This is a genomic window from Flectobacillus longus (assembly GCF_030056705.1).
In the GTDB taxonomy this organism is placed as follows: Bacteria; Bacteroidota; Bacteroidia; order Cytophagales; family Spirosomataceae; genus Flectobacillus; species Flectobacillus longus.
The window spans coordinates 114415-139269 of the sequence record NZ_JASHIC010000022.1 but is presented as its reverse complement, the minus strand read 5'-3'; the positions used below and the strand labels follow the sequence as shown (position 1 = coordinate 139269).

Sequence of the window (24855 nt, the reverse complement as noted above, 5' to 3'; positions counted from 1 at the left end):
TTGTTTAAATAATTCTTGTGTAGCACTTTTACTCAATCGTCTAAGTAGTCAAACATATTGAATTGCTGAATAGACATCCCATTTTTTATAGTTTTTGTTTCACGAATTTTTCTTTCCATCCTTAAATTATCACCAAACCAATATACCTCTTTGATTAAATACCAGTTTTTCTTGTTGGTATCATATTTAAAAAAGAGATCAACCCCTGCTTGCGCTTCTGTAAATAGCTCAATCCATATCTCATTTTTTCTAAATTCTACTTTGAATCTTTGTGCATTTTCAGCCAACTTGGAAAAAATGTTTTCTAAATCTTTAGGGGGGGCATACTCCAAAACATATTCCTTGAAATATAAGGGATATAAATTGGATAATGTGGCTTTGTGTATAAGAGTGGAATCATTAATTCTCTGATATATGGTTACAAAGGTTGTATCTCCATCTTTCATATTTAATTTTTGCCAATGAATAACTAAATCATTTTTCCCATCAGACGTTAGATCACGGTCATTGATAAAATAATAGCATAAATATCCGTTCGGCATACAAAAATCTTTAGGAATCATCATCTTATATTTTTCACTCAATTTTGTAAACTGATTACAAATTTGAGTATTTTGTTGTTGAGCAATGATACAATAGAACTGCATTGTAAAAACTACCATAAAAAACATTTTTTTCATCATTTTTTGGGTTTACAATCAAAATAAATACTACTTAAAAAATCTTTATACTTACGGTTTCGAGTTTCTTTTTCGAGGCCAGCAGAATTAACAACTTTAGTTACATTGAATGAATTATCTTTATCCATGATTTCTAAAATGTTTTTACCAATATCTTTCCCCTTCCAGATGAAATATGCTACAGCAGATTGAACAGTCGTTATGGGTTCTGTGACTATATCAGGGTTGGATGTAAAGTCATAATTAGTTCCAAATAATTCATTACATTTTGATCCAACGCCATAATACACTGATTTTCCCGTAATCTGAATTGCTCCTCGCCCCCTGTATCGATAACCATCTCCACTTTTCGAATCCCCATTACCAAGCTTATTAGCATATGCTACATTCATGACATTCTGTTTGTTTATTTTTTGTTTATCCTTTGTGAAACTTACAGATTTATATGTACCCTTTTTAGGCATATTGTCATATGCGACAACAACTCTTACGGTATCTGATATACTCTTAAAAAATTTGAAGGTACGATAACCGTTACTTTTAGGGATTTTTGTTCCTTGTTCTCCTATTGCTACAGTTTCATAAACTCTCATCAAAACATAGTTTAGATAGTCCTTATCATCCCAGAATGTTTGTTTATACCAGTGGTCTTTAGACCCGTCAATATTCGCATTTCTGTTGAATGTTTCTAACAAATTATCAATACCATATTTCGAACCTTCAGCGCTTGCATTAAATCCAGCACTCTCTACAAAGCATTGCGAGAAGAAATGCGCATGACGATAGCAAGTATTGAATTGTGCTTTTTTTAGAGCGTCATTAAAATATTCTAAAACTTCTGGGTTTTCTCTATATATTTTGCTATTTGGAAAAAAAATACTAAAATTTTCATCCGTTATAGTTAAATCTCTTCCACAAATAGTACATGCAAAATCATATTTCTTATTCCTGAAATAGAACGATTTTGTGATTGTTTTGCTATCTTTTTTATAAGAAATAGTATATTTTCCTTCAAACATTGATTCCAGTTGTAAATCTTGACTTTCATTTGTCTTTATATTAAAGGTTTTTTTTATAGACTCTTTATTTGAACCTTTTATTTCAACAGCAATATCAACATTTGTAACCTCAGGCTTAGTTATAAGCAGTGCAGAAAGCTTACACTTATCATTAGTTCGAATATAAATCTTATCTTTTTCTATTTTTTCTTCACATATACTCAAGGTTAAATTATCTGTAGTTTTATCTATCTCTATTTGGTTGTTGTCATTCTCAATAACAACATCTAATGCACCTTCCAACGCCTCATTCAACGCCAACAACTTGGCTTTGTTCTGCTCACAGAGTGGGGAGATAAGTTCTTCTATGAGATTGGGACCTTTGCCGTCTTTGCTTGTGGTGTTACAATCTGTACCGTTGCAGAAAAAGTCCTTTGTTTCGAGGGCTGTTTGGTAGGCATTGGATAGCTTTTGACGTGTACTGTCTGGTAATGTTGGGTCTTTCAGTAGGGTTTCGGCATACTTTTCGGCAAACTTAAAGTTGGCTTTCATCTTTTTGGCATCCTGTATTCCGCCTACATAATTACTTACGTCATTTTTGAGCTTTTGGATAAACTCTCCAACGTTGTTTATCGTCTCAGATATCTCTGGTGCTAGCGAGTCTGCCACGGTCAAGGCTAGGTTGTAGGCAGCATAGATTTCTGCCAACTTTTTGCGCTGTTCTTCACTGAGTAAGGCTACATCGATATGAGATAGTTCTGCCTGTCCTGTTACGACACAGCCACCTTTGGCTACTTTGATGTTCTTAAAGTCAACCCCAAGTTTAGCGTTTTTGAACATCGGCACTTTCACAATACCTTTGCCATTACCTGAGCCATCGAGGTCTACTACCTCAAAGGCAATGGAGTTTATCGCTATTTCGTCCCCTGAAGGAACATAAGGGGCGTCGTGTTGTCAGCAAGTGTAGCCAATATTTATAAAAATACCCTTAACTCGCTAAGAGTTAAGGGTAACAATACTATTGTAACATTACTTAGAAAACCTAATCTACATCACTTCGCTTTATCCAACCTTCGATGTTTTTTTTGCCATAATAACGAATCTTGAGCCATTCTCCTTTCTCTTCTAATACCTCTACTTCATCGCCTTTGATGATATATATATTGGTAATTAAATTGGGCCTAGAGTAAAAATATACTTTGTCTTTTAAAATCCTAGCCTTTAAAATTTTATCAGTTGAGAGACTATCTTTTAGATTAAGATTGTTTACTTTATTTAAAAAAAAATTACTAATAATTTCATTTTTTTCTAAGGTATATCCTCCTGGCAGATTAAATTCTGAAAGTATTTCTTGGTAATCTTTATCCAAAACGAATAAGCTCGATGGAACACAAACACATCTATGGAAAATAAAATTATTCCCAAATTGAGTTTTATATAAATTGGGGGTTATCCTAATATTTTTTTCTTTTTTATTTGAATTTGTATTGTAAAATATCCCTGAATACGTAGAATCAGTTTTCTTGGAAACATATGCCTCTATCATAGATTGACATTTGTTTCTAGAATGTGAGATAGTTGAATTAATTTTAGCGAATTCTTTTTCCGATCTATCATAGACTTGTCTTGCAATTAAAGGATTAATAAGTGTATAATTAATAATTGTAAAATTTTCAGCTTTTTTAGAAATACTATCGCCTTCATATGTTATATGAAGTGGAATGTATTTAATCTCTATGCTTTGTGCTTTACTCACAGTTACTACCGAAAAAGTAAGAGCTAAAACTATTTTAGCCTTATTAATAAATCTTATCAAAAATTTCATTTTCTTCAGTTTTATATCTATTTCTTACCATATTTTTCCAACCTTCAACTTTATTCATTTTTACATACAATTTTCTAGCAGCATAAACTCTTTTGATATATTCTGTCATTGTAAGTTTATTCGCATTTATAATCATTTCATCTTTCTCTGATTTTAATGGATTTGCTTTAGGAAACTTAGAAGCAGAACAATCAGAACTTTGAGTATCTAATATATCTGATTCTGAACAATTAGTATAATCCTTTAAGAGTGCCATTTCAAAAACCCTAAAAGCTCCTCCATGCTGAACTCCAAGTGAATAACACATTTCTTTTAAAGATTCTTCATCTTGAGAATTTAAGTTTTTGAATAATTTAGTGTCGCCAAAGTTACTAATTATTTTATCATACACTGGTTTATAGTTTCTTTCAGCAATAAATTTATGAGCTAAACTTATAAATTTATCATCGTTACAAAATTTATTAAATACCTGAGTAAATTTACAATTTTTACATTCGTTTCTTGAGCTAGCATCTTTTGCCAAGTTAATAGCTTCCTCTGTTATATCTTTATAAGTTTCTTTTAAATCATTTTTATAATTTACAGATAACCAAAGGAAAAATTCATTAATTTTTCCAGTCCTAACGGCCATTTGATGTTTCCCATAACTACACCCACCTGCTTCATCATATCCAATATCGCAAGGATTTTGAGATTCTTGAGAAGCGGAGAGCCATCCATATTCTCGTCCACTTTGATACTTCAAATCATTACTTTCGTTATTAGAATTTACTTTGTTGAAGAACACCTTCTCAAATAGCCATTTTTCAACTAGGATTGTTTGATCATTATTGTCGGTTTTAAGGGTTAAAGTTTTAGTGGTTGGAGATTGATAGTCATTAAATATTAGGCTATTACCTGATATTTTAACTGCTGAATCATCATATTGGTCTTTTTTGCTAGAGTATACTTGTACTCCTGATGCATCATGGGGTAATAACTCCAAACTAAAATTATCAATACAAATATCTCCAATAGATATCTGTCCAAGGGGTTTGTTGGTATCAAAGGGCATATATTGAATTTTAACTGTTGCCGTACCTGATGTTTGTAAATCTTCTTTAAACTTATTCATTACCTTAACGATTTCTTCACAATCACCATTATCTCCTACGCTTTGCCATATTAACTTTATACTGTTCCAGCCACATCCACATTCCATTTTTTGCCCCTTAATAGCATTTAACTTGTCTTCCATTGCTTTTGATAATGTAACCATTTCTTGTTGTTTTTTTATATCTTCTTGTAAGCATTTAGTACAATCTTCACTATAAAAAAAACATTCTTCTAATTCTGCGTTAGGTCCTTTGGATGGGGTAGATGGAGCAATATATTGTTGACACATACAACTCTGACTTGATGTATTAATCAGGTTGATAATTTCCTCTGAACCATTTTTCCCAAATCGTTCCGTAAAATACATTACTTGTTTTTCGACAATATCTTTTGCACTTTTTTTCATAACCTCCAGTTTCTTTTGTTCAGCACTACTGATCTTCATTCCAGAGTTTACTTTGTCTAAAATAGCCTGAGTTTTTTCAGCTATTTTTTTGTACAGGTCTGACAATGAATTGATCGTCTCAGATATCTCTGGTGCTAGCGAGTCAGCCACGGTAAGGGCTAGGTTGTAGGAAGCATAGATTTCTGCCAACTTTCTGCGTTGTTCTTCGCTGAGTAAGGCTACATCGATATGAGATAATTCTGCCTGCCCTGCTACGACACAGCCACCTTTGGCTATTTTGATGTTCTTAAAGTCAACCCCAAGTTTAGCGTTTTTGAACATCGGCACTTTCACAATACCTTTGCCATTACCTGAGCCATCGAGGTCTACTACCTCAAAGGCAATGGAGTTTATCGCTATTTCGTCCCCTGTTTTTACTTGGATAATGTCTCCTGAAGGCACTGAAGGGGCGTCATGCTGTCCGCAGGTGTAGCCAGCTAGATAACTGGCGCAGTCTATCTTTGAGGTATTGAGTGCTGTCTTCAGCTCCTCTACTGTAGCGTTAGAGGATAATTGTGGTAAAGCTCCACCACTTGGTAGGCTCTTTTTGAGGCTATCGGGTAAACTCGAAGTCTCATACACAATCCTTATTGGTTTGTTCAAGATATCGATGGTGGTGCTTGAGGGTGTTTCGGCCTGATATACTGCTGGTGGATACTGCTGGCTTGGGTTACTATCGCTAACAGTATAGGTTTCGCTGGTATAGTCGGTATCCTCGTCAATGGTATTACTAGGAGGGTTTATCTGCATTGTGCTGTCGATAGGCTCCTGCGCTATGATGTAACCTTGTGGCTGGCTAAAGCTACTTTTACTTACATAACTACAGCGTGCCAATACCTTAAACTCATACGATGAGGCTGGCAATTGCAAGAGTGTGTAACTCGACTCGGAGGTTTGTTTTTCTATCCACTGGTCATCGGTTGTCTTGCGATAGCTCAGCGTATAGTCTAATACTTCGGCGTTGGGGTTAGTCCATGATACTACTACGCCAGCATCGCCTACGGGCTCGATAGATACCTCCTGAGGACGCAGGCATCGCTGAGTGGCTAATTGCCCCTGAGTGCCATAGGTAAAGGCTACTACTTGGCTAAAACCATTGTTTTCGAACTGGTCATAGCCATTGACATCCATCGCCTGCACTTGCAGCGAATAGCGTTTGCCTGGCGTAAGTACGGGGTCGCTACTACTATAGAGGTAATTGGTAGCCAATACCTCCGTCATAAACACTGGTAATATTCCAGCGTTGACCACCACATTAGGGTCGGTGTCTTCGTCCTCTTCAGGGATTTCGTATAGTCGTAATCGGTACAAAGTACCTTGTGCCGTGTTTACAGAATAATAGCTGTTGGACACCCACGTAAAATTGATACTCTGAAAGCCCGTATTGGGTAGTATCGCATTGTTGGCAGGATAGGTAATGGTAGGAGGTTGTGCCCGAAACACCGTCATTAAGGTTACTCCTGTATTAGATACTTGTCGTTGGTCGGGCAAATAGGCCGTTACTTCCCACTGATAAAAGCCAGCAGGAAGGTTTGTACCTTGATAGAGCTCCTCTAGAGTAATACCCTGAGCCACTAGATTGTCGGCACTAAAGTTATCAGAGAGCTGTGCTCCAGAAAGAATTTGGGGTATGCCAGGCTGTAGCACTATGGGCTTGGTGCTAACAAAATCAGGAATGTTTTCGAGTACTACCCCTAAACCTTTGAGTCGAATACGAATCGTAACTTCTACTGAGGGTTTCTCAAGGTCTTTGAGCAACAGATACACCTTAAATTTCTCGGTGCTTGTGGCATAGTCTGTCCAAGACAAACTATAGGGAGGACTCACAATGGGGGTACATTGTACAGGATAGTTTTGAGCAATGATTTTTAGACTACTTATCAATAGTACCCAACACAATAATAGGATTTTGGATAGGTGTTTCATTTCTGTGGACTAGATAAGGTGATACTTACGCTACGGCTGAGTTTACTTGTGCGACCATCTTTATAAAGTGCCATGATGGCATAACTGTATGGTACATCCAATAGCACTTGGGTTTCTTCAAAATTGCGTACACTGGCTGGGACATATTTATACTCAGACAGATAGCCATTTCCTTTTTTTCGGTAAATCAAAAATTTATCGATAGCTGGATGTTGGTATTTCCAGCTAAAGACAATTTTCCGAGTAAGGCTATCGCCTGTGATAGTTAGGTCTTTGATACTTGCACCAAAACCTAAATCCAATAAGCTTAACTGTATTTTACAAGGTTCTTTATTACTGAGTCCCGCATCGTCGTAAGCCACCAAGCGGTATTCGTATTCGGTATTAGGTTGGGCAGAATAATCGGTAAAGCTTTTAAGGTTTTCGTTTGCCATAAAACAATCCAACATACTATAACTGGTATCCTTGGTGTTTTTTCGTAAAAGCAGGGTCTGAAACAAATCGGCAGATGGACTATTTTCCCAGTGCAAAACAATACTGGTGTCGCTCAACACATAATTGGTAAAATTAGGAGCTGAAGGAGGTATAATATCAGGTCGCTTAACCAATATAGTATCGGCATGAGTAGACGCATTAAGTCGTTTGTCGTAGGCTACAATAGTATAATAAACATTTTTATTGAGTAAATTGAGCGATAAGGTATCGTTATAAACGGTATCCTGAATCATTCGTCGAGTAATGATACTAAACTCATGTGTTTTGGTATCACCTCTAAAAATACTATAGCCATAAAAGTCACTTTCTTTGTGAGCCTTCCATCTGAGCTTTACAATACCTTTGGGCGACACGATGGGTTTGTACCAACGTGGTTGATCAGGTGGTAGTGTATCGTCCAATATCACCATTTCGGGATAGGAAGTCACTTCTTTGCCACCATAGTCAAGCAATGCAACACGATAATAAGCACTATTAAGAGGTAAGGAATCCACAAAGCTTCTGGATTTGCGAGACAGCATTTTGGGAGATAACTGATAGTATTTCTCACCTAGCTTTTTGGCACGCAAAATCTTAAAACCCTGAATGTCGTTGAGTAACGAATCTGGAAAACTCCATTGTAACAATACACCTTTGGGGGTAATATGTGTGCTGAGTTTAGGTAGTGGCAATTTGTCTTTATAACCATATACTCTTAATACATTAGATGGCTCGGATAGCTGACCAAAAGGAGTAACCGCACGTACTCGATAGAAATAGTTTTGATATAGCTTAGGTAATTTATCCAATTTTGACACAAACACCCTACCCAAAGAGTCAGGTTCTTGGGAAATTAGGATAGGGTTTGGATCGGGAGCTTTGAAAGTGATACCCCCGTCATCGGAGCGTTCAAGTATATAGGCCGTATGCATAAGGGCATCAGTCATTTGCCAACGCATAAAAAACTCCCCTTGTGAATACTCCCCATAAAGATTTGCAGGAGCTTTGAGGCGTGTAATTTTAGCAGCATTTACTTCGAGGAAAACGAGTTTTTTGCCTGAAAGTACTAGTGCATATTGATACTCTTCGTCGGAAGCCACTAATTTATCCTCAAATAACATCCCCAAGCCATTGGCAATGCTTGTAGACATACAGCTCATTTGCATACAAAGGGCAAAGTTGAGGTTTTGAGCAGTAGTATCATGGCTGGGTACTGGCTCATACAAAAGCTTGCCTGCCACATGAGCAAACTTATTATTTTTACCCATATTTTCCCAAAATGGCTGAGCCAAAGGCTTACGCTTTTGAGGGGTAAGTACTAGGAAAGGGGCATCATTTTGAGGTTTACCAGCTTTAGCAATGGTTCTTCTTAAGAGAGTATAACCTTCCTCGTTACCTTCTTTCCAAGCCTTGTAGTTAAGGGGCATCCATCGAAGGATAATTTTTCCTTTTTCGACTTTTGCAATCATTCCAACATCTTTACTTTGGGCTTGTACCACACAAGTCCAAAGCACGCATATACAAAAAATAGCAAGTTTTTTTATCATAATCTTGGTTAGGTTGCTAACACCTAAATTTGATAGCAAGTGTATGTTGTAATTCTAAAGCAGTTGATTGATACATAAGCTCGCAGGAAGTATCTCCTACGAGCTTATGTACCTCATTCTTAGCTCAAAAAGATATTCTAATATTCTTCTGCAATCTCAAAGATTCGTCTCACGGGTTGATAGACATCATCTGACATTTCTCGTCGACGCAGAATGGCCTGTTCTTTTTCGTAGGCGGCTTGCTGAGCTGCCAACTGAGCAGCTTGTTGAGCTTGAAGCTGTTGCAAGCGTAGCTGTTCTGCTTGTAATTGAGCGAGTCGGGTAGTTTCTGCTAATTGAGCTTCTTCTTCCATTTGCTTTTGCTTGGCAATACGTATATTATCTTGCTCAATTTGACGGAGTTCTTCTTGTTGAATAGCTTCCTGCTCAGCCTTTTGTCTTTCAACAGCGACTCTTTGATTTTCTAGTTCTTGTTGTTGTAGCTCAAATAATCGTTGCTGTTCTTGCTGTTGCCTACGAACTTCTTGCTCGCGTTCGTACTCTTGCTGACGTGAAAGTTCTTCAAGACGCTGTTGCTCGGCCAAACGAATTGCTTCTTGCTGTTGTCGTTGTATTTCCTCTTGTTCCAATCGACGTTGATTTTCTTCAGCTATTTGTTGCAAGCGAGCAGCTTGTTCATCTTGTTGCTGTTGCCAATACAATTGTTGGGCATACAAATCGTTGTTGGGTATTCCCGAAGGCAAATTATCATTGATGTCACTTGAGTAATCAACAGGAACTATTGGTGTAGGTGAGGTATATGGAGTAGAGATAGTACCAGAAGTACCACCACCTATAATTGAGCCTGCATTATCACTTTCGTCCACAAAAGTAGTACTACCAGTAGAGGTACCAGTAGTTGGTCTGTCTATGGTTGGAGGTGTGGTATTGGTGTTTCCACTATCTCCAGAGCCAGTTGTATGGGGTGGCGTTGTAGCCAAAGCGGGAGAAGAAATACCTGTTAACTGCTGAATTAAAGCAGACATATCTGTTTTGTTCTCATAGCCATCTACTTTTTCACATTCGGATAATGCCTTCTGAATTAATTCAATACATCTAGCTCTTAGCTGATTAATAACCTCCTGAGTGGCACCAGCCGCCGCTGCCATGATTGCATCACAATCTTGCTGAGCTTTGTCCATGATAGCCTTATTTTGCTTAATAGCTTCGGCGCTACGAGCTGCACTGATTTGGAAATAGTTTCTATTGATTTCGTCGGCTGATTCTTTAAGGATTTTTTTGATTTCACTTTTAGTGTCAGAGCAATCAATATAGTAGCTTCTATTATCTAAATTCAAAGTTTTATAATTTGAATAATTATTATCCCGACCGTTATTATAGGGCTTATAATTACTGGTATTATTATTGTCGCATAGTCGATTTACACTAGTGGCTAGTACTTGATTTTTTGCAAGAATTTCTCGCTCACAAACATTAGCATCATTATCAATCAAACTTTTGGTGGAGTTTGCGTTAGTATTCACATCGGCTTTGGCTTGTTCTATTCTTGCATTTACATCTGCAAGGGCTTTGGTAACAATCTGGTCAATTTTATTTTTAGCTTCTTGAGCCTCATCTTTGATATCCTCTTTAAGATCCTTGATAATAGTGGTAACAGAGTCTTTTCCAGCCTCTGTACATTTTTCGCAGCCATCCTTTAAGGCATCGGCAGCACTATCAGCTACAGCAACTACGTTATCGATGGTCTTTACAGCCTCCTGCTTTATTTCTTCCGCTTTTTCTTCTTCTTTTACCACAATCTTTTCGGCTTCTTTCTCTGCAACTTGTACTGAGTTATCAACATCCTGCTTCATTTCCTCTCGAGTCTTAACTACAATAAATGCAGATGATTTCGAAGCTTCCAATACCTTGCCCTCGTACATAAATGGTTTCCAGTCTCCATTTTCAAACTGTTGCACCTGAAATCTTACATATTGAGTAATTGGAGTAAACGCAGGCAACGGAGGGTTAGGAATAAAACTAACTTTAGTTGGTTCGGCTTCATTAAAGCTCATTGTTCCTGAAATCGCGCCATACATTGAATTCATAGTATAATCCATCACTTTAATTCTGAAGCGACCACTAATGTCGGGAAGTATGGTTTCACGTTCTAAATCATAACTACAGCTAACACTAGGTATTACATCAGGATTTACTTCCTGAAGATTAGAGGGATAAAAGGTATTGATTAAATTTTCTTCTGTGGTGTGATCAGAACCACCAACCACCACGCAATCGTCACCTACTTGGAAACCCACATCAAAATTGAATGAAGTGAATAGAACTTTAAACTTCACGGCTACTTCACCTTGTCCATAAGTAGGATTAGGAGCGGCACCTCTCAACATAGCGCCAAGTTCTACGCTTAAGACATTTGCCCCAAAAGCAGCGGCATGAAACCAACCTAAGATATATACCTGTGCCGCAGCACGCCAGTTTTTGATACCAATTCCTTCGCCAAATCTACCTTCGCAATAGGCACCATCAGGGTAGCGCATAAGCATTACATCCAGTCCTATACGAGCCCCTACATCCCAACGAATGATTTTATAATCACCTCCTGCTGCTACTTGTAACCCTGCACCAAAGGCAATACCCTTTCCTAAAATGGCGGCATCTCCATTGAGTCTATTTCTTTGTCCTGCATTTGGATATTTGGTAAATACATTTGGTTCAGGATTGGGCAATTCTGGAATACCATGACCTAGCATAAGGTAGCCATCAATCTGTGGAAGACTTGGTAACAGAACAATAATCCTGTCTGATAATGGAGGTTCTCCAATATGAACAAACCATATATTTGGTGCAAATAAAAAAGCGCCAACTCCCTGTAACTGGATAGTATTGGCAACGCTTACATTGGCACCAACCTTTCCATAAAAGCTATGATCATCAAAATTAATTTTCATAATCACACTCACTGTGAAACCCGTAAGATTCGTGGGGATACTAAATTTTTCAGACACAGCTCTCGTGTCTGTTCCATTAGGATCATTCTCTAATTGAGAAGTTACACCACCTACAGCGCTAAGTACAGAATCGTTACATAGTAGATAGTATTTTTCTCTAACGGCAGATTGATTAACCATCGCATCACTTCCAGCGATTGCAGCAGTACCAATAAAGCCAATTTGACGAAGAGAACCATCAGCTCTAGTCTCAATTTCAAAAGCTGCCATACCTCCAAAGGCTGTACTTGCCTGAAACCCTATTCCAAAACGCCCTCCCCATCCAATAGAGAAATCGGGTGCGTAAACAGCACCAGTGATAGTTCTTGGCCCTCTGGCATTAGGGACAGCTTTCATGTGCTTGTAAAGACTTCCAGCGAGTAAATTGATAGATAAGCCTGCAATACCTCCCCCACTACTTAGCTCTCCATCGACCATCCAATATCGGTCTTGTGTTTTTCCAAACACAGCCATTGCTGCAATCTCCATTTCCGAAGGAGTATTCAAACTTAGCTTTACGGCCCCACCAAAACCGTTCCCATATATAGGATCATCTTGAAAAAAATCTATCTCACCAGCAAAATGCCCAACAGCCAAATCTGCCGAAACACTCAATTTGTTGAGAGCGAAACGTTTATTTCGCCAAAAATGTCGATTATTTTCACTTACAAATATCCCCTGTATTGTGAAGCCTCCTGTCGCCTCAATACCAATGTTGTCAAGGTTAACTTTTACACCAAATCCAACGGATACTTCATTGTTTGAAACGCCTATTATGGGAGATTGAATCGATATAGGAAATCCTCCAAGTTTATATTCTTTCCCTGAACCACCCCCAAAATACCCAATTGAAAGGTATGGTGCTCGTGTGGAAATAAATAATCGCTCAAAATCATATCGCTCTAACGAAACTTGACTAGCAGTAATGTCGAGCTGTCCATGGAGCATAGCACTTGCTACAAATTCTCCATTTTCGAGCGTAAGACTAACCGAAGAGCTTGGCTTAAGAGTTACTTGCGAAGCTTTCAAAAACTCAAATTCCAAATTCTTATCTGTGCTAACAGTAAAATTATAGTAGTTTCGAGTAGGATCTATGACTGCATGATACCCTAAAAGGCGATTTTCATTACTAATAGATAGACGAATTTGCCCTTCTAGAGTACCTGATTTGACTTGGTTTTTTACTAGAACAATACGAGCATCATCCAAAGAATAGTCCCAACCATTCAAATCACCATCTTTGATTTGCATGATATTTTTCCCATATATCTCCCCAGAAAGTCCATTTTTATCAATGAGTAAATTATTCGCACCTATGATAATCCGTTTCTTTGTAGTTCGATTTTTGTACTCTTTAGGAAATCGAACTTCGATATTTCCAATAGAAACGCCCTTCCATAAAGGACCATCTACAGCTGACGTATATTCTGCTGGTAATAAAAAGTTAGAGGCATTGGCCTGCGAACTTAAATCGATGATGGCATTTTTTACTTGAAAACCATATCCTACCATATTAGGCAACTGGAATGGCTGCATCGAAATATCAATTATTAAATCATTGAAGTCACGGACATGTTCGAGTCTAAAATCTGATTGAACATTTCCTGTTATTATATCACCATTGGTATTTTCAGGGACAATTAAGCTCCTATCAAATATGACTTTACCAATAATCGAAAAATCTTCAAATCCATTACATCCAAAACTAAATCCGCCTCCTGTAATCTTTAAACTAAGCTTTGATCCTAGCTGGACATTACTAATCCCAGGATTATTATCAAGCATCAAATTCAAGCTTCCACTTTCGATGCCTCCTTGACCTGTAAATCTGATATTTTGTCCTTCAAATGCAAAATAATTATCAGATGTACTAATCATTGCATTCATCGAGATACTATTACCTGTAGGTGTAAATACCAATGCGTTAAGTAATATGTCGTAAGATACCCCGTTCAATTCCTTTTGGATAACTACAGGGAGATCACTTACTAAATGAACATTAAGAATATCATTTACTACCTTCCCAGCTTTACGAAGTTTATCAATCGTATTTCGAACGTCCTCGGCAGTTACCTTTTGGGGTGTATATTTGGAGTTGACATCTACAAAATAATTTATACCATCATTTTTAGGCATTAATAGTTGCCCGTTGCCAAAGTCAACAGGTTTTAAGCCATATTTCTCACAATCAGACAAGGAGTATTCCTTTACAGGTAACATGCCTTCATTTTCAGAGACATGAGCCCATGCTATTCTGTTTGCAATGAATATACTCAGGATTATTAATAAAAATCTATTCATGGAAACAATGATTTAGTGTGATTCATTTATTTGAATTTCAAGTCAACTACAGAAAAGGTATGACGATAACCAATATTGAAACTTAGTTCAGTAAAATTGGCTCCATAACTTTCGTTCGACGGACTTTGCTTACTTAGTAAGCTAGCATTTAGTTGAAGTATTCCATTAGGACTGAGGGCATAATTAGAACTCAAACGAGTTGTCAGCATATTAGCTTTTTGTGCACTTGATAGTATTGCTAGCGTACTTGAAAAAGTATAGTTTCCTGACAAACTCAATTTCAATTTTTCTTTTAAAAATGATTTGGCAATTGAACACATAGGCCCCCAAAGCGAAGTACTTAGCGTAGGAGCTGTTACTTGGGTATAATTAATACCAGCACTCCAACTTTGCTTAAGTATCTCATTTGTACTCCCGTATGTTAGATTTATATTTTCGAGTTGATTGTTGTTATTTGCCCCTCCCAATACATCGTTACCCAACTGAAAGACGGTAGAACTGGTTAATTGATGATGTATTTTGGCGTTATTCGAGGGGAGTTGCCAAAGTGCATTGGCCTGAATATTCTGATTTACTTGTCGATAATTGAGTGTATCAAGTGCTTCCAATGGTCTAGCTTTTGCCAAATACAACAAAGACGGATTAAAATTGCTGTAAGCAGTAAAGTTGGAGTAAGACGCATTGAGGTTTACCTTATCATTGGGTGCATAAACAACACTCAGTGAGCCTACAATTCGGTTAGAGGTTTGAGGTTTTGTTTGATCTAAATTATCATGCTGTTGCGCTATTTCACCCATCAAAGAAATCTTTTTATCAAGCATTTGTCCGCTTGCCTTTACACCAAACAGCTCCAGATCATTAACAAAATAATAACTACCAAAAGTCTGATATTTGGGATCTATACGCTTGTACTCAGCTCCAACCTGATAAGACTCTGATTTGTAGTTAATGGAAGAGTGGATAGCCTTAAAATAGCTAGTGCTGGCATTAGTATTGTATAATCCTCCAAATGATTTAAAGAAGTTTTCATTTGTATTTTTGACAGCTCTTATATCACTGCTAAGGGCTGATACACTCATTTCAGTCTCCCAAACAAACTTCTTGATTAATTGTTTTGCAAATCGAATGGACGATACCATATTCGACATTGGAGTCAGATTGTACTTGTCTAGAATCATATCGGCAGGTTGGTAACTATCCCTAGCCGAGAACATAGACAATTCAATAAAATCCTGCTTTATTTTATACCCTAACTGAATCCCCATACCTTTTCTTTGATAACTGGGTTTGTTGGGGCTTATCGTATCGGGGTTAACCTTTTGATTAAGCGTACCAAACATTAAACTTCCATAAAGGGGGAAATCTTTATCTTTGAATGTCAAACCAACTCCTTGATACCTATGCCCTGCAAGAGTATAAGGTGTAAAAGTTTGGGATACTGTTCCCAGAAAAAGCTGTACACTTTTATATTTTGGCTTTAGTGATATTCTATTAAATGGCTGACCAAATGGCATCAAGTTGCTAGTACTTAATGGATTGACATAGGAAGCCTGTTGATTAATATAGCTAAAAGACACAGGCATTCTTATTTTATTAAAAATGTCAATCATGAAATTTCCAGTAAACATATAATTATAGGGAGATTGTCTATTTTCTAATCCATTTGCATGATACATATTATAGGTACCCGACAATGAACCCTTGATAGAAATTCCCTTTCCTTTCAACATTTGTTTTGGAGACTTTAACTTTTTTAATTCACCAACATCCTGACCTATCACTATCACTTGATTGGCCAAGAGCAAAAACAATAATTTAAGAAGGTGTTTTTTCATGAAGTGTTAGGTTAAATATTAAAACTTTCATTTTGTATATGTAGGCTTACTTAATTGGTTATCATCAAAAGCTTTGAGATTTTTTGTTTACCACTTTCAAGAATTAAACTATAAGCTCCTATCCTCAAGGAAAGGTTAAAGTTGTAGACATTAGTACTATTTAGGTTTTGATTTGTTGGCGTATGAACAGCATTATAAACAGTTTCACCTGTTGATACTCGAACAATTGAAATGTTGATATTAACTGGAAATTTCGTTTTCACACTCAGTTCAAATCTACCTTGATTTGGATTGGGATATAGTGCTGATGTAGTGACAGGATAATCTCTGTAGTGATACAAAGAATCAGTTTGATCAATGTTATCTGGGGTAAATATGTTTGTTGTTCTAGTGAGCACATTATCACAAACTCCTGCGAATGCTCGTAATGTAACAGAAAGATTCCCTGCTAGAGTTGGAATGAAGGTAAGCTTGCTATTCGTTTCACTAAGCTGAATACTATTTAATGGAGGAGTCCAAACTACTTTATCTGGAGCAGGCTTTGTTGTATTTAAAACAACTACTGTATCCCCAACAAACGCCTGAGTCGCAAGGATAAAATCTGCCTTCAGTGCATTTTTGCTATTTGTGAGGGTATAGCTTTTCTCGACCATACATCCTGTTTTGTTAGATACTGATACTTTGTAAATACCTGGAGAAACTATGGTATAGGTAGATTGATTTGCACGGGCTAGCTCATCTACACCTTCGGTACCGTTAAAATACCAACGAATATTTTTCCCTTTATTTTTTGCATCCAGCGTAATACTTTGTCCAATACAAAGCGTGTCTGCTCCTTTACCCGATCCTAATGTAAAAGTTTCTAGACTGTCTGTTTCTTGAATGGTGTTGGTCAGTTGTAATTGACAGCCATTAGCATCTTTGATTTTGACAAGATAGTTTCCTGCATTCAGTGAATCAAATACTCCTTTTCCACTGTTTAATGCGATGGTTTTGTTTAAATTGGTATTGCTTAATATGGCCGTAAATGCACCAACACCTCCAGATGCTTGCACATTGAGCTTAGCAGTGTTTGTACCATAACAAATAGGTATAGACTTGCTAACTTGTGCCAATACTGCTGAAGGCCATTTGAGTTCGACTAATCGAACTGTATCTTGGCAACCTTTGCGGTCCACTACTTTATAGGTGTATTGCCCTTGAGTTAGACCTATAAATCGGTCGTTTGATTGCTTGGTTGCATTATCTTGCCAATAAATATTGCCACCATTTCCTCCTGTAGCTTTTAGTTGCACAATTCCATTTGACTCACCTAAACATAATGGATTAGATTTTGATAATAGACTTAAGTCTAGAAGGGCTGGCTCTGTAGCTGATAGTTGAGAGGTGGCTAGGCACTTATTGGCATCTTTTACCCAAAAATTATAAAGCCCAGCTTTTAGTCCTGTAAATAAACTATCACTAAAGTAATTCGTACTGTCTTTGGAGTAGATATAACTCTTTATACCGCCAGTTACTTTCAACAAAATAGCGCCATTGTTTTCCCCAAAGCATCTAATAGTATCCTGATAAATTGGTGTGATTACTAACTTGTCAGGCTGAGCTACTTTGATTGTAGTACTTAATTTACAGTTATTAAAATCGAATACTGTTACTATATAGTTGTTAGATTTTAGCTTAGAAAAAATACCCGTTGATTCAAAAGTCTCTGTTATTTCTTGATTTTGAAGCGAATAACGGTAAGGTGGAGTAGCCTGTAAACCAAGTACTTGAACTTGTCCTGTCAAGTCTCCAAAACAGTCATTTTCTTTGATGGTAATCTTATTTTGTAATTGTGTAGGTTGTGTCAAAGTGTAATTTATTGTATCTACACAATTATGGCTGTCAAGCACATAAAAGGTGTATGCTTTTGCAAATAAATTAGACAATTCTTTTGTATAATTTGTTCCATTGACCTCACTGATAAGCCCTTCAAAATTTACGCGGTAATTCGGCGTTCCTCCATTTACTGCGATGTTTATTTTGCCATTGCCATCCCCATAACATAATGGCATAGTACCAACACTCACTGTTTTGATTTTACTTGGCTCTGCTAATACCATATTACTAACTATCGCTAAGCAGCCTTTTCGGTCGGTCACTTTTACGGAATACGTACCGTCGGGAAGATTGTTGAAATAGGTACTATTTTGGCTACGGTTTTGGTAATCAATAGTATAAATATTACCGTTATTACCACCCGTAGATACTACTTCAATGATACCATCTTTTGATTTATAACATAAAGGATTTTTAAAATCCTTCTGTGTTATTTCTAATAGATTAGGTTCGGTCAAGTTTAAGGTTTTCTCTGTTTTACATTGATTTGCATCTTTTACATGAATAGTGTAATTGCCTTTTCCTAAACCGCCGAAGCTATTATTTGAGATATAATTTGTACCGTCCAAGGAATAACTGTACGTTGGAGTACCTCCTTGTGTAGGAATGGATATGACGCCGTTAGTTTCTCCAAAGCAACGAATTGTATCTTGATAATATGGATTGATTATCAGTTGAGGGGGTTCTATCAAAGTAATTGTTTTAGTACTTATACAATTGTTAGCATCTTTTACCCATATCGTATAATCTCCTTTTTTGAGGTTCTCAAAATTCGTTTCGCTTTGATAGCTTTGGTTATCTTTTGAAAAATGGTAGGGAGAAACACCGCCTGTTGCACTCGTAAAAATTTTACCAGTTGCATCTCCAAAGCAGAGATTATCTGTCTTGGATAGACTCTCTACCAATAAGGCTGGTTCTGAAATTATGATATGAAGACTATCTTGACACCCCAAGGCGTTGATAGTCGATAATTTATAGGTACCCTTGCTCAAACCCTCGAATCTACCTGAGCTTTGCCAAACGCCATTATTTATGCTATACTGAAAAGGTGATTGATTATTATTTCCACTTACAGCAATGATGCCTGAGTTTCCTCCAAAACAAAGTACGTCAGATTTATTTGTCAACTGTAAGTCTGCTCGATTCTGTTCTTTTAGTTCTACACTCAATACATATTTACAGCTTTGTGGGGTATCTCTGATTTCAATCGCATATATATTTGGTGAAAGATTGTTAAAGGTCGAATTACTGGTTTCGGGATTATTATTCAATTTATACAAATAACCGCCATTTCCTCCTGTTACATTGATAACCGAAATGTTGCCATCCGAATTGGTACAATTGATTCCAGAAACCTGATAATTAGCCCTAATTCCATTTGGAGCAGAAAGGTCAATATTTTTTCTATAGTAACACAGCTCATCGCTAACGGTAATCACATACGTTCCAGAGGATAGGCCTGAAAATTGGGAATTAGGTGAAGCTGTCTGTTGGGTTGACAATTGATAGTTGTATCCATTTCGACCTCCTTGAACATTCGTTATGGTAATGACTCCATCATTAGAATTACAGGTACTTGGAAATGATTTATTGACATCAAAAGTTATTTTTGAATTTTTGGGAATAATAGTAACTGTATAATTCTTACTACACCCTCTCACATCAGTAGCTGTTACACGATAGTCTCCAGAGGCAAGCTCATTGAAGTATCCAGTGGTATTACTAATAGGGTTAATAGAGTTTCCAAGACTATTGTTGCCACTGAGCATATAGCTAAATCCTCCGTTTGAACCTGTTGCCAAAACTTTGGCTTCTCCCTTTGAGTAGTAGTCACAGTCTACATCTTTTTTCATTAGGGTTGAAAATGAAATATCCGAAGGCTGGGTTAGGTTAATTCCTCCAAGACTAAAACTACAGTTGTTTGCATCCTTACCATAAACGGAGTAGCTACCCGCAGTTAACTGCTCAAAGCTAGGATTAGCTTGTAAGTTGTTTGTACTTAAACCAACCCAGTAAGGCGCGGTTCCACCTTGACTATTAACCACTATTTTTCCTGATTTATTTTCAAAACAAGAAAGGTTCTCTGTCGAAGCCAAAGAAATTGTATAGGCTTGAGCGGGTTGGGATACAGTCGTTTGAACAGATTTTTGACAATTATTCCCATCTTTTACAACAAATGAATAGGTTCCATTTGTCAAATTATTGAAAGTATTGACCGTTTGATAAGCACTCCCATTAATTGAGTAGCTATAATTTCCAGCTCCGCCAGTAGTCTGGAGTGTTACCGCACCATCGTTGCCTTGATAGCATTTTACTGCTGATACCGAATTAATTGTAAAAGTAATATCTGTGGGCTGAGTAACAGTTTTACTTGTACTCGTTGTTATACAGGCATTTGCGTCCTTTATCCATAGCTTATACTCTCCAATGGACAAAGAGCTAAATATATCATTATTTTGGTAAGCGTTACCATCCAAAGAATACTGATATGGTCCGATTCCTCCAGAGGCTAAACCTTTTATAGAGCCCGAGTTTCCTCCAAAGCAAAGGACTTGACTAAGAATATCTAGATTGGCTGTAAGTACTGTTGGTTCGGTAACCTGTACGCTCTTTTGTAATGTACAGTTGTTGGCGTCTTTTAAGGAAATAACATAATTCCCTGCGTTGAGACTTGTAAACTGATTTGACGTAATAAAATTGACATTATCTATCGAATAGAGATAGCCTCCTACTCCACCACCAACATTTGCTGTAATTGAGCCAGTTGCCTCACCGTTACATTTTACCGCTGTACTTTGAAGAGTCATTTCTAAGGCTGAGGGTTCTGTCAAGGTGCTATTACTACCTTGCAAAATCTTAACACAACCTGTAATATCTTTTACATAAATCGAATACGCACCTGCTTTTAACCCCGAGAAAATATTATTGCTTTGATAATTAGTTCCCTCTAGACTATATGTATAAGCTCCGTTTCCACCTGAGGCCTGAGCGGTAAGTTGACCTGTTGATGCCCCATTACAAAGTATATCTTGCTTCTGAGTGACACTTACTACAATACTGCTGGCTTCTAGTAATTCAACTTGCATACTGGTTACACATTGGTGACCATCTTGCACTTGCACTGTATATAATCCAGCTTTTAAGTCTGAGATTGTATTATTGGAACTATAGCTGGCTTGGGTACTGAGCTTATAGCTGTAAGGCAATGTGCCTCCAAGTGCTCCTAGCATTATTTGCCCAGTGCTGTTACCATTACAGGTTATATCTTGTTTGCTTTGAAGTGTGGCTATCAATACTGATGGATCTGAGATAGTAGTGATACCTGATTCTTTGATACACCCATTAGCATCTTTTATCCATACTTTATAGTTGCCTGCACCTAAATTACTTCGGGTTGAGTTGCTCGAATAATTGGTATTGTCCAAAGAATACTCATAAGGAGAAACGCCCCCTGAAGCACCTAATAAAAGGGCTCCATCTTTTTGTCCGTTACAAGATATTTGATTTTGAATATTCACTGCTGGAATTATTTCACTAGGTTGACTAATGGTTCCAGAAGTAGTTGCATTACAAAGATTGTCTTTGATGATGATTTGATAATTACCTGCTGATAGACCTTGTATTTGGGAAGATGCCCCAAAATTTACTCCTCCATCTACTGAATATTGGATACTTCCGTTGGGTATCGAGTTGGAGGTATTAATACTTAAACTACCATTGTTGCCTCCGAAACAAGTCACATTCGAAGGTATAACGGATGGAGGTAAAAGTTTGCTATCAGCACTAATACTGAGTCCAAGATTAGTACTGATACAGCCACTTAGGTCTTTAACATATCCTGCGTAAGTTCCTGTTGACAGATTATCGAAGACATTATTAGAAATATAATTTTGACCATCTATCGAATAAGTATAAATACCTGAACCTCCTGTAGCAGAAAAGGTAATTCGCCCATTTTTTTGGTTAAAACACGTTTCATTTTGTACTGAACTAGATAATGACAGGGGGCTATTACCACTTACAATCGCGGATATTGTTGACTCACAGCCAGAAGCATCTCTTACTTTAATTGTATAACTCCCAGGTGCTAAACTTGAAAAAATATTACTTGATTGAAAAGCTCCATTATTTAAGGAATAGCTAAATGGCTCTTGTCCTCCATTGGTTAATACATTAATGCTACCTGAGTTGACCCCAGCACATCCAGAATTGACAACTGTAGTTGATAAAGAAATATCCTCAACTACTAGTAGCTTTTGATATACATTTAAAACCCCATCGATTGTAGCACTTACATAATGTATCCCTGAACTAGAAGGATTGAGTTTTACGCCTGTACGATAAGGCAATACAGAGCTATTATCTAAACTACCTGTTGTGGTTGTATATTTCACAAATCGATCAAGCTTGCCATATTCTACACCATCGACATAGATACGATAGGAACTTTCATCAAAGCTAATTTTATAGGTACTATTGCTAAAATCACCATCAAAATGACTAATATCAAAATCTCCCAAATAATTACGTTTCCAGATTTCAAAACTGTTATTAGTAATAAAGCGGACTTGCACTCCTCCTACTCCGAAGGTGAAATCAAATCCGCTAGTATTACTACCATTATGCTTGTACTCAATAGAATATGGTGTAGATCCTGAATAGTAGGCGTTGGCTGTGAGCTTCAAAAAATTTGATGTTATTACTTGTCCTGATGAGATTTGGTAACTAGTTGGATTCCCTGCAAAATAACTCGAAAAGCCTCCAGTAGTAATATTAGAGCCATTTACTTTAAAAGTTCCTAAGCTTATTGGTGATTCCGTGGTAATATCGATAACAGTCGCCATCAATACATGGGAATTAATAGAAATGGGCTCACATTTTCCGACTACCACAGGGCTCGAAAGCTTATCATAGGCAGGCTGCGAATAAGTAGCATCTATCCCATTACTAGAATAACTATTGCCCTTAGGTACTTCAACATACACATAGTCGTCGGTTACAACGATAGGATCTGATATTTCATTTCGACATATATCCTTTACAGTAAGTACATCGTTTGGTTTAAAAAAACCGAACTCTATCGCAACACTATAGAATCCCCCACGTGTGCCGCCCCCTACATAATAAAAGGAATTGGGATACCCCGGTCCAATAAAATAATCTTGTCCCTCAATCAGCTTTATGCCATTTTTATAGAACTCATAACAGTTTCTATCTGTTGAGAGCATTTGTCTAACAATAAGACTTCGATCTGTAAATTTTTTTAAATCCAAAACGGGTTTGTTTACTTGAGACAAACCAATTTTTACTAGTGTAAAACTAAACACTAACAGGAGTAGTAATCTTTTCATTGATATAATAGCAAAAAGAAATTGATAAAATTATTCAATTGTCAACGTAAATCGAGTATTAATCCTGTAGAGGATCGTACTTTCATCACTTAATATGAGACTTACATGATATGCCCCTTTAATTTGGGGTATTTCAAAACTCAAACGATTGTTTGAAGCATTATAAAGGGCATTTTGTATTATAGAGACAGTCTCATTTTCTAGTTGAATTTGATAGAACCTTGAAGTAATTTTTCCAAAGTTTAAGGTGGAAAACGTTACTGTTTTACCTTGCTTAACACTGTTTTCTGTAATTTTTTCTGAATCAATCAGATAGGGCATATCGTTACGATATATAGTAAGAGGAAGAATTGTTGGACTACTTTCTTTTTTTAACGTACGATTGATAACCTTCACAGAATACTCTCCTTGATTCACTGAGCTTGGAATCTGGCATTCAATTATCTTGTCATTTGAAGTAGTTGCAAGAGAATATTTCTTCTCATCTTTTCCAACTAGCATTAGTTGATAGGTATAATTTTTTGAAAAGTATTTTCCAAATACTCTAATTTTCTCTTCTTGAATTGCATTCCAATAATCGATAGAATCAATTTGAGGTGTAGGATATTCTATTACTATTGGTTTATTATAATTAGTTGTTTTGTTTTTTATTTTCAAAGAAAGTGTGTAAGTGCCTGGTAATAAATCATCTAGTGGGTAAATTTGTATATGTAGTGAATCTATCAATTCTGTTTTTAATTGGGTCTCCTTACTAGCGTTAACTAATGATGCTTGAACTTCTGTAGGGTTGAGTCCAAAATAATGGCCTATTACCAAAGCTTGCTTGCCTGCTTCTAGTGTATCCTTGCTTACATTAGTAATCACTGGTGTTGGCTGCTCCATGGTAATTACGCTAACTTCATAAATAACCTTTTGTCCTGACTCTGATATCAAAGTGTAATAAACAGCCCGTGTAAAATTTTGAGCCACTAATTCAGAAGGTATGATAGTTACAGTATTTAGGGTTTTGATGGTGGGTGCAATCGACGTTAAGTCTGTTTGATATGGAACCCGAATAGTTATTTTCTTTTGAGTATTGGATATATCTGTTTGAAGAACACTAACTCCTTCTAGAGAAATCGAGCTAATCGTTGGAGTAGTTACAACTATATCTTCATTAGATTTGCAGGCATATAAAAGTATAATTGCTAACAATAAATGTAGTTTTGTTTTCATAATAACAAGTTAAATGTGGTTTTTAAAAGCAAAGCTCAAAGAAACAAAGATTGCAACTTCCTGTATTAATCTCTTAATGCTGAGACTTAATTATTATAAATAGGTATCGAAAATAAAGTATAATTAAGTAAACGGTCAATAAATTATCGTATACAAGTAGTTCTGTAAAGGTTTATATTAAATAACTAATGATTTGATTATTAAATAGTTATTATTTTTTCATTGTAATATTGTCCATTAAGCTATAGGTAAAATATTTTTCATTATTGGTAATTTTTTATATCTAACTTTGAAATAT

General features: G+C 36.7%; 9 protein-coding genes. All 9 read right to left on the bottom strand.

Annotated features, from left to right (window positions below):
• Positions 1 to 32: 32 nt before the first annotated feature.
• The 9 genes from QM491_RS16830 to QM491_RS16790 all read right to left on the bottom strand — a co-directional run bounded on the left by QM491_RS16830 (position 33) and on the right by QM491_RS16790 (position 24557).
• On the bottom strand, positions 33 to 683 hold the full coding sequence (locus QM491_RS16830) for a hypothetical protein (RefSeq protein ID WP_283328755.1): 651 nt from the start codon (positions 681 to 683) through the stop codon (positions 33 to 35).
• Positions 680 to 2518: a hypothetical protein gene (locus QM491_RS16825; protein WP_283328754.1), complete on the bottom strand. Its 1839-nt coding sequence runs from the start codon at positions 2516 to 2518 to the stop codon at positions 680 to 682. The genes QM491_RS16830 and QM491_RS16825 overlap by 4 nt, the downstream gene beginning before the upstream one ends.
• Before the next feature lie 202 nt (positions 2519 to 2720).
• Complete coding sequence (locus tag QM491_RS16820; RefSeq protein ID WP_283328753.1) at positions 2721 to 3503, bottom strand: SH3 domain-containing protein; 783 nt, start codon at positions 3501 to 3503, stop codon at positions 2721 to 2723.
• A complete protein-coding gene (locus QM491_RS16815) occupies positions 3478 to 6969 on the bottom strand; it encodes a fibronectin type III domain-containing protein (protein ID WP_283328752.1) in 3492 nt (1163 codons plus the stop codon). The genes QM491_RS16820 and QM491_RS16815 overlap by 26 nt, the downstream gene beginning before the upstream one ends.
• Positions 6966 to 8990, bottom strand: coding sequence for a fibronectin type III domain-containing protein (locus QM491_RS16810; protein ID WP_283328751.1), 2025 nt, complete (start codon positions 8988 to 8990; stop codon positions 6966 to 6968). Before QM491_RS16810 ends, QM491_RS16815 begins: the two co-directional genes overlap by 4 nt.
• 137 nt (positions 8991 to 9127) lie before the next feature.
• Complete coding sequence (locus tag QM491_RS16805; RefSeq protein ID WP_283328750.1) at positions 9128 to 14278, bottom strand: MAP7 domain-containing protein; 5151 nt, start codon at positions 14276 to 14278, stop codon at positions 9128 to 9130.
• 26 nt (positions 14279 to 14304) lie between these two features.
• A complete protein-coding gene (locus QM491_RS16800) occupies positions 14305 to 16113 on the bottom strand; it encodes a TonB-dependent receptor (RefSeq protein WP_283328749.1) in 1809 nt (602 codons plus the stop codon).
• A gap of 50 nt (positions 16114 to 16163) precedes the next feature.
• Entirely contained in the window at positions 16164 to 23342 is a 7179-nt protein-coding gene (locus QM491_RS16795) for a SprB repeat-containing protein (protein WP_283328748.1), read from the bottom strand.
• A gap of 30 nt (positions 23343 to 23372) precedes the next feature.
• On the bottom strand, positions 23373 to 24557 hold the full coding sequence (locus QM491_RS16790; RefSeq protein WP_283328747.1) for an SGBP N-terminal domain-containing protein: 1185 nt from the start codon (positions 24555 to 24557) through the stop codon (positions 23373 to 23375).
• Positions 24558 to 24855 lie beyond the last annotated feature (298 nt).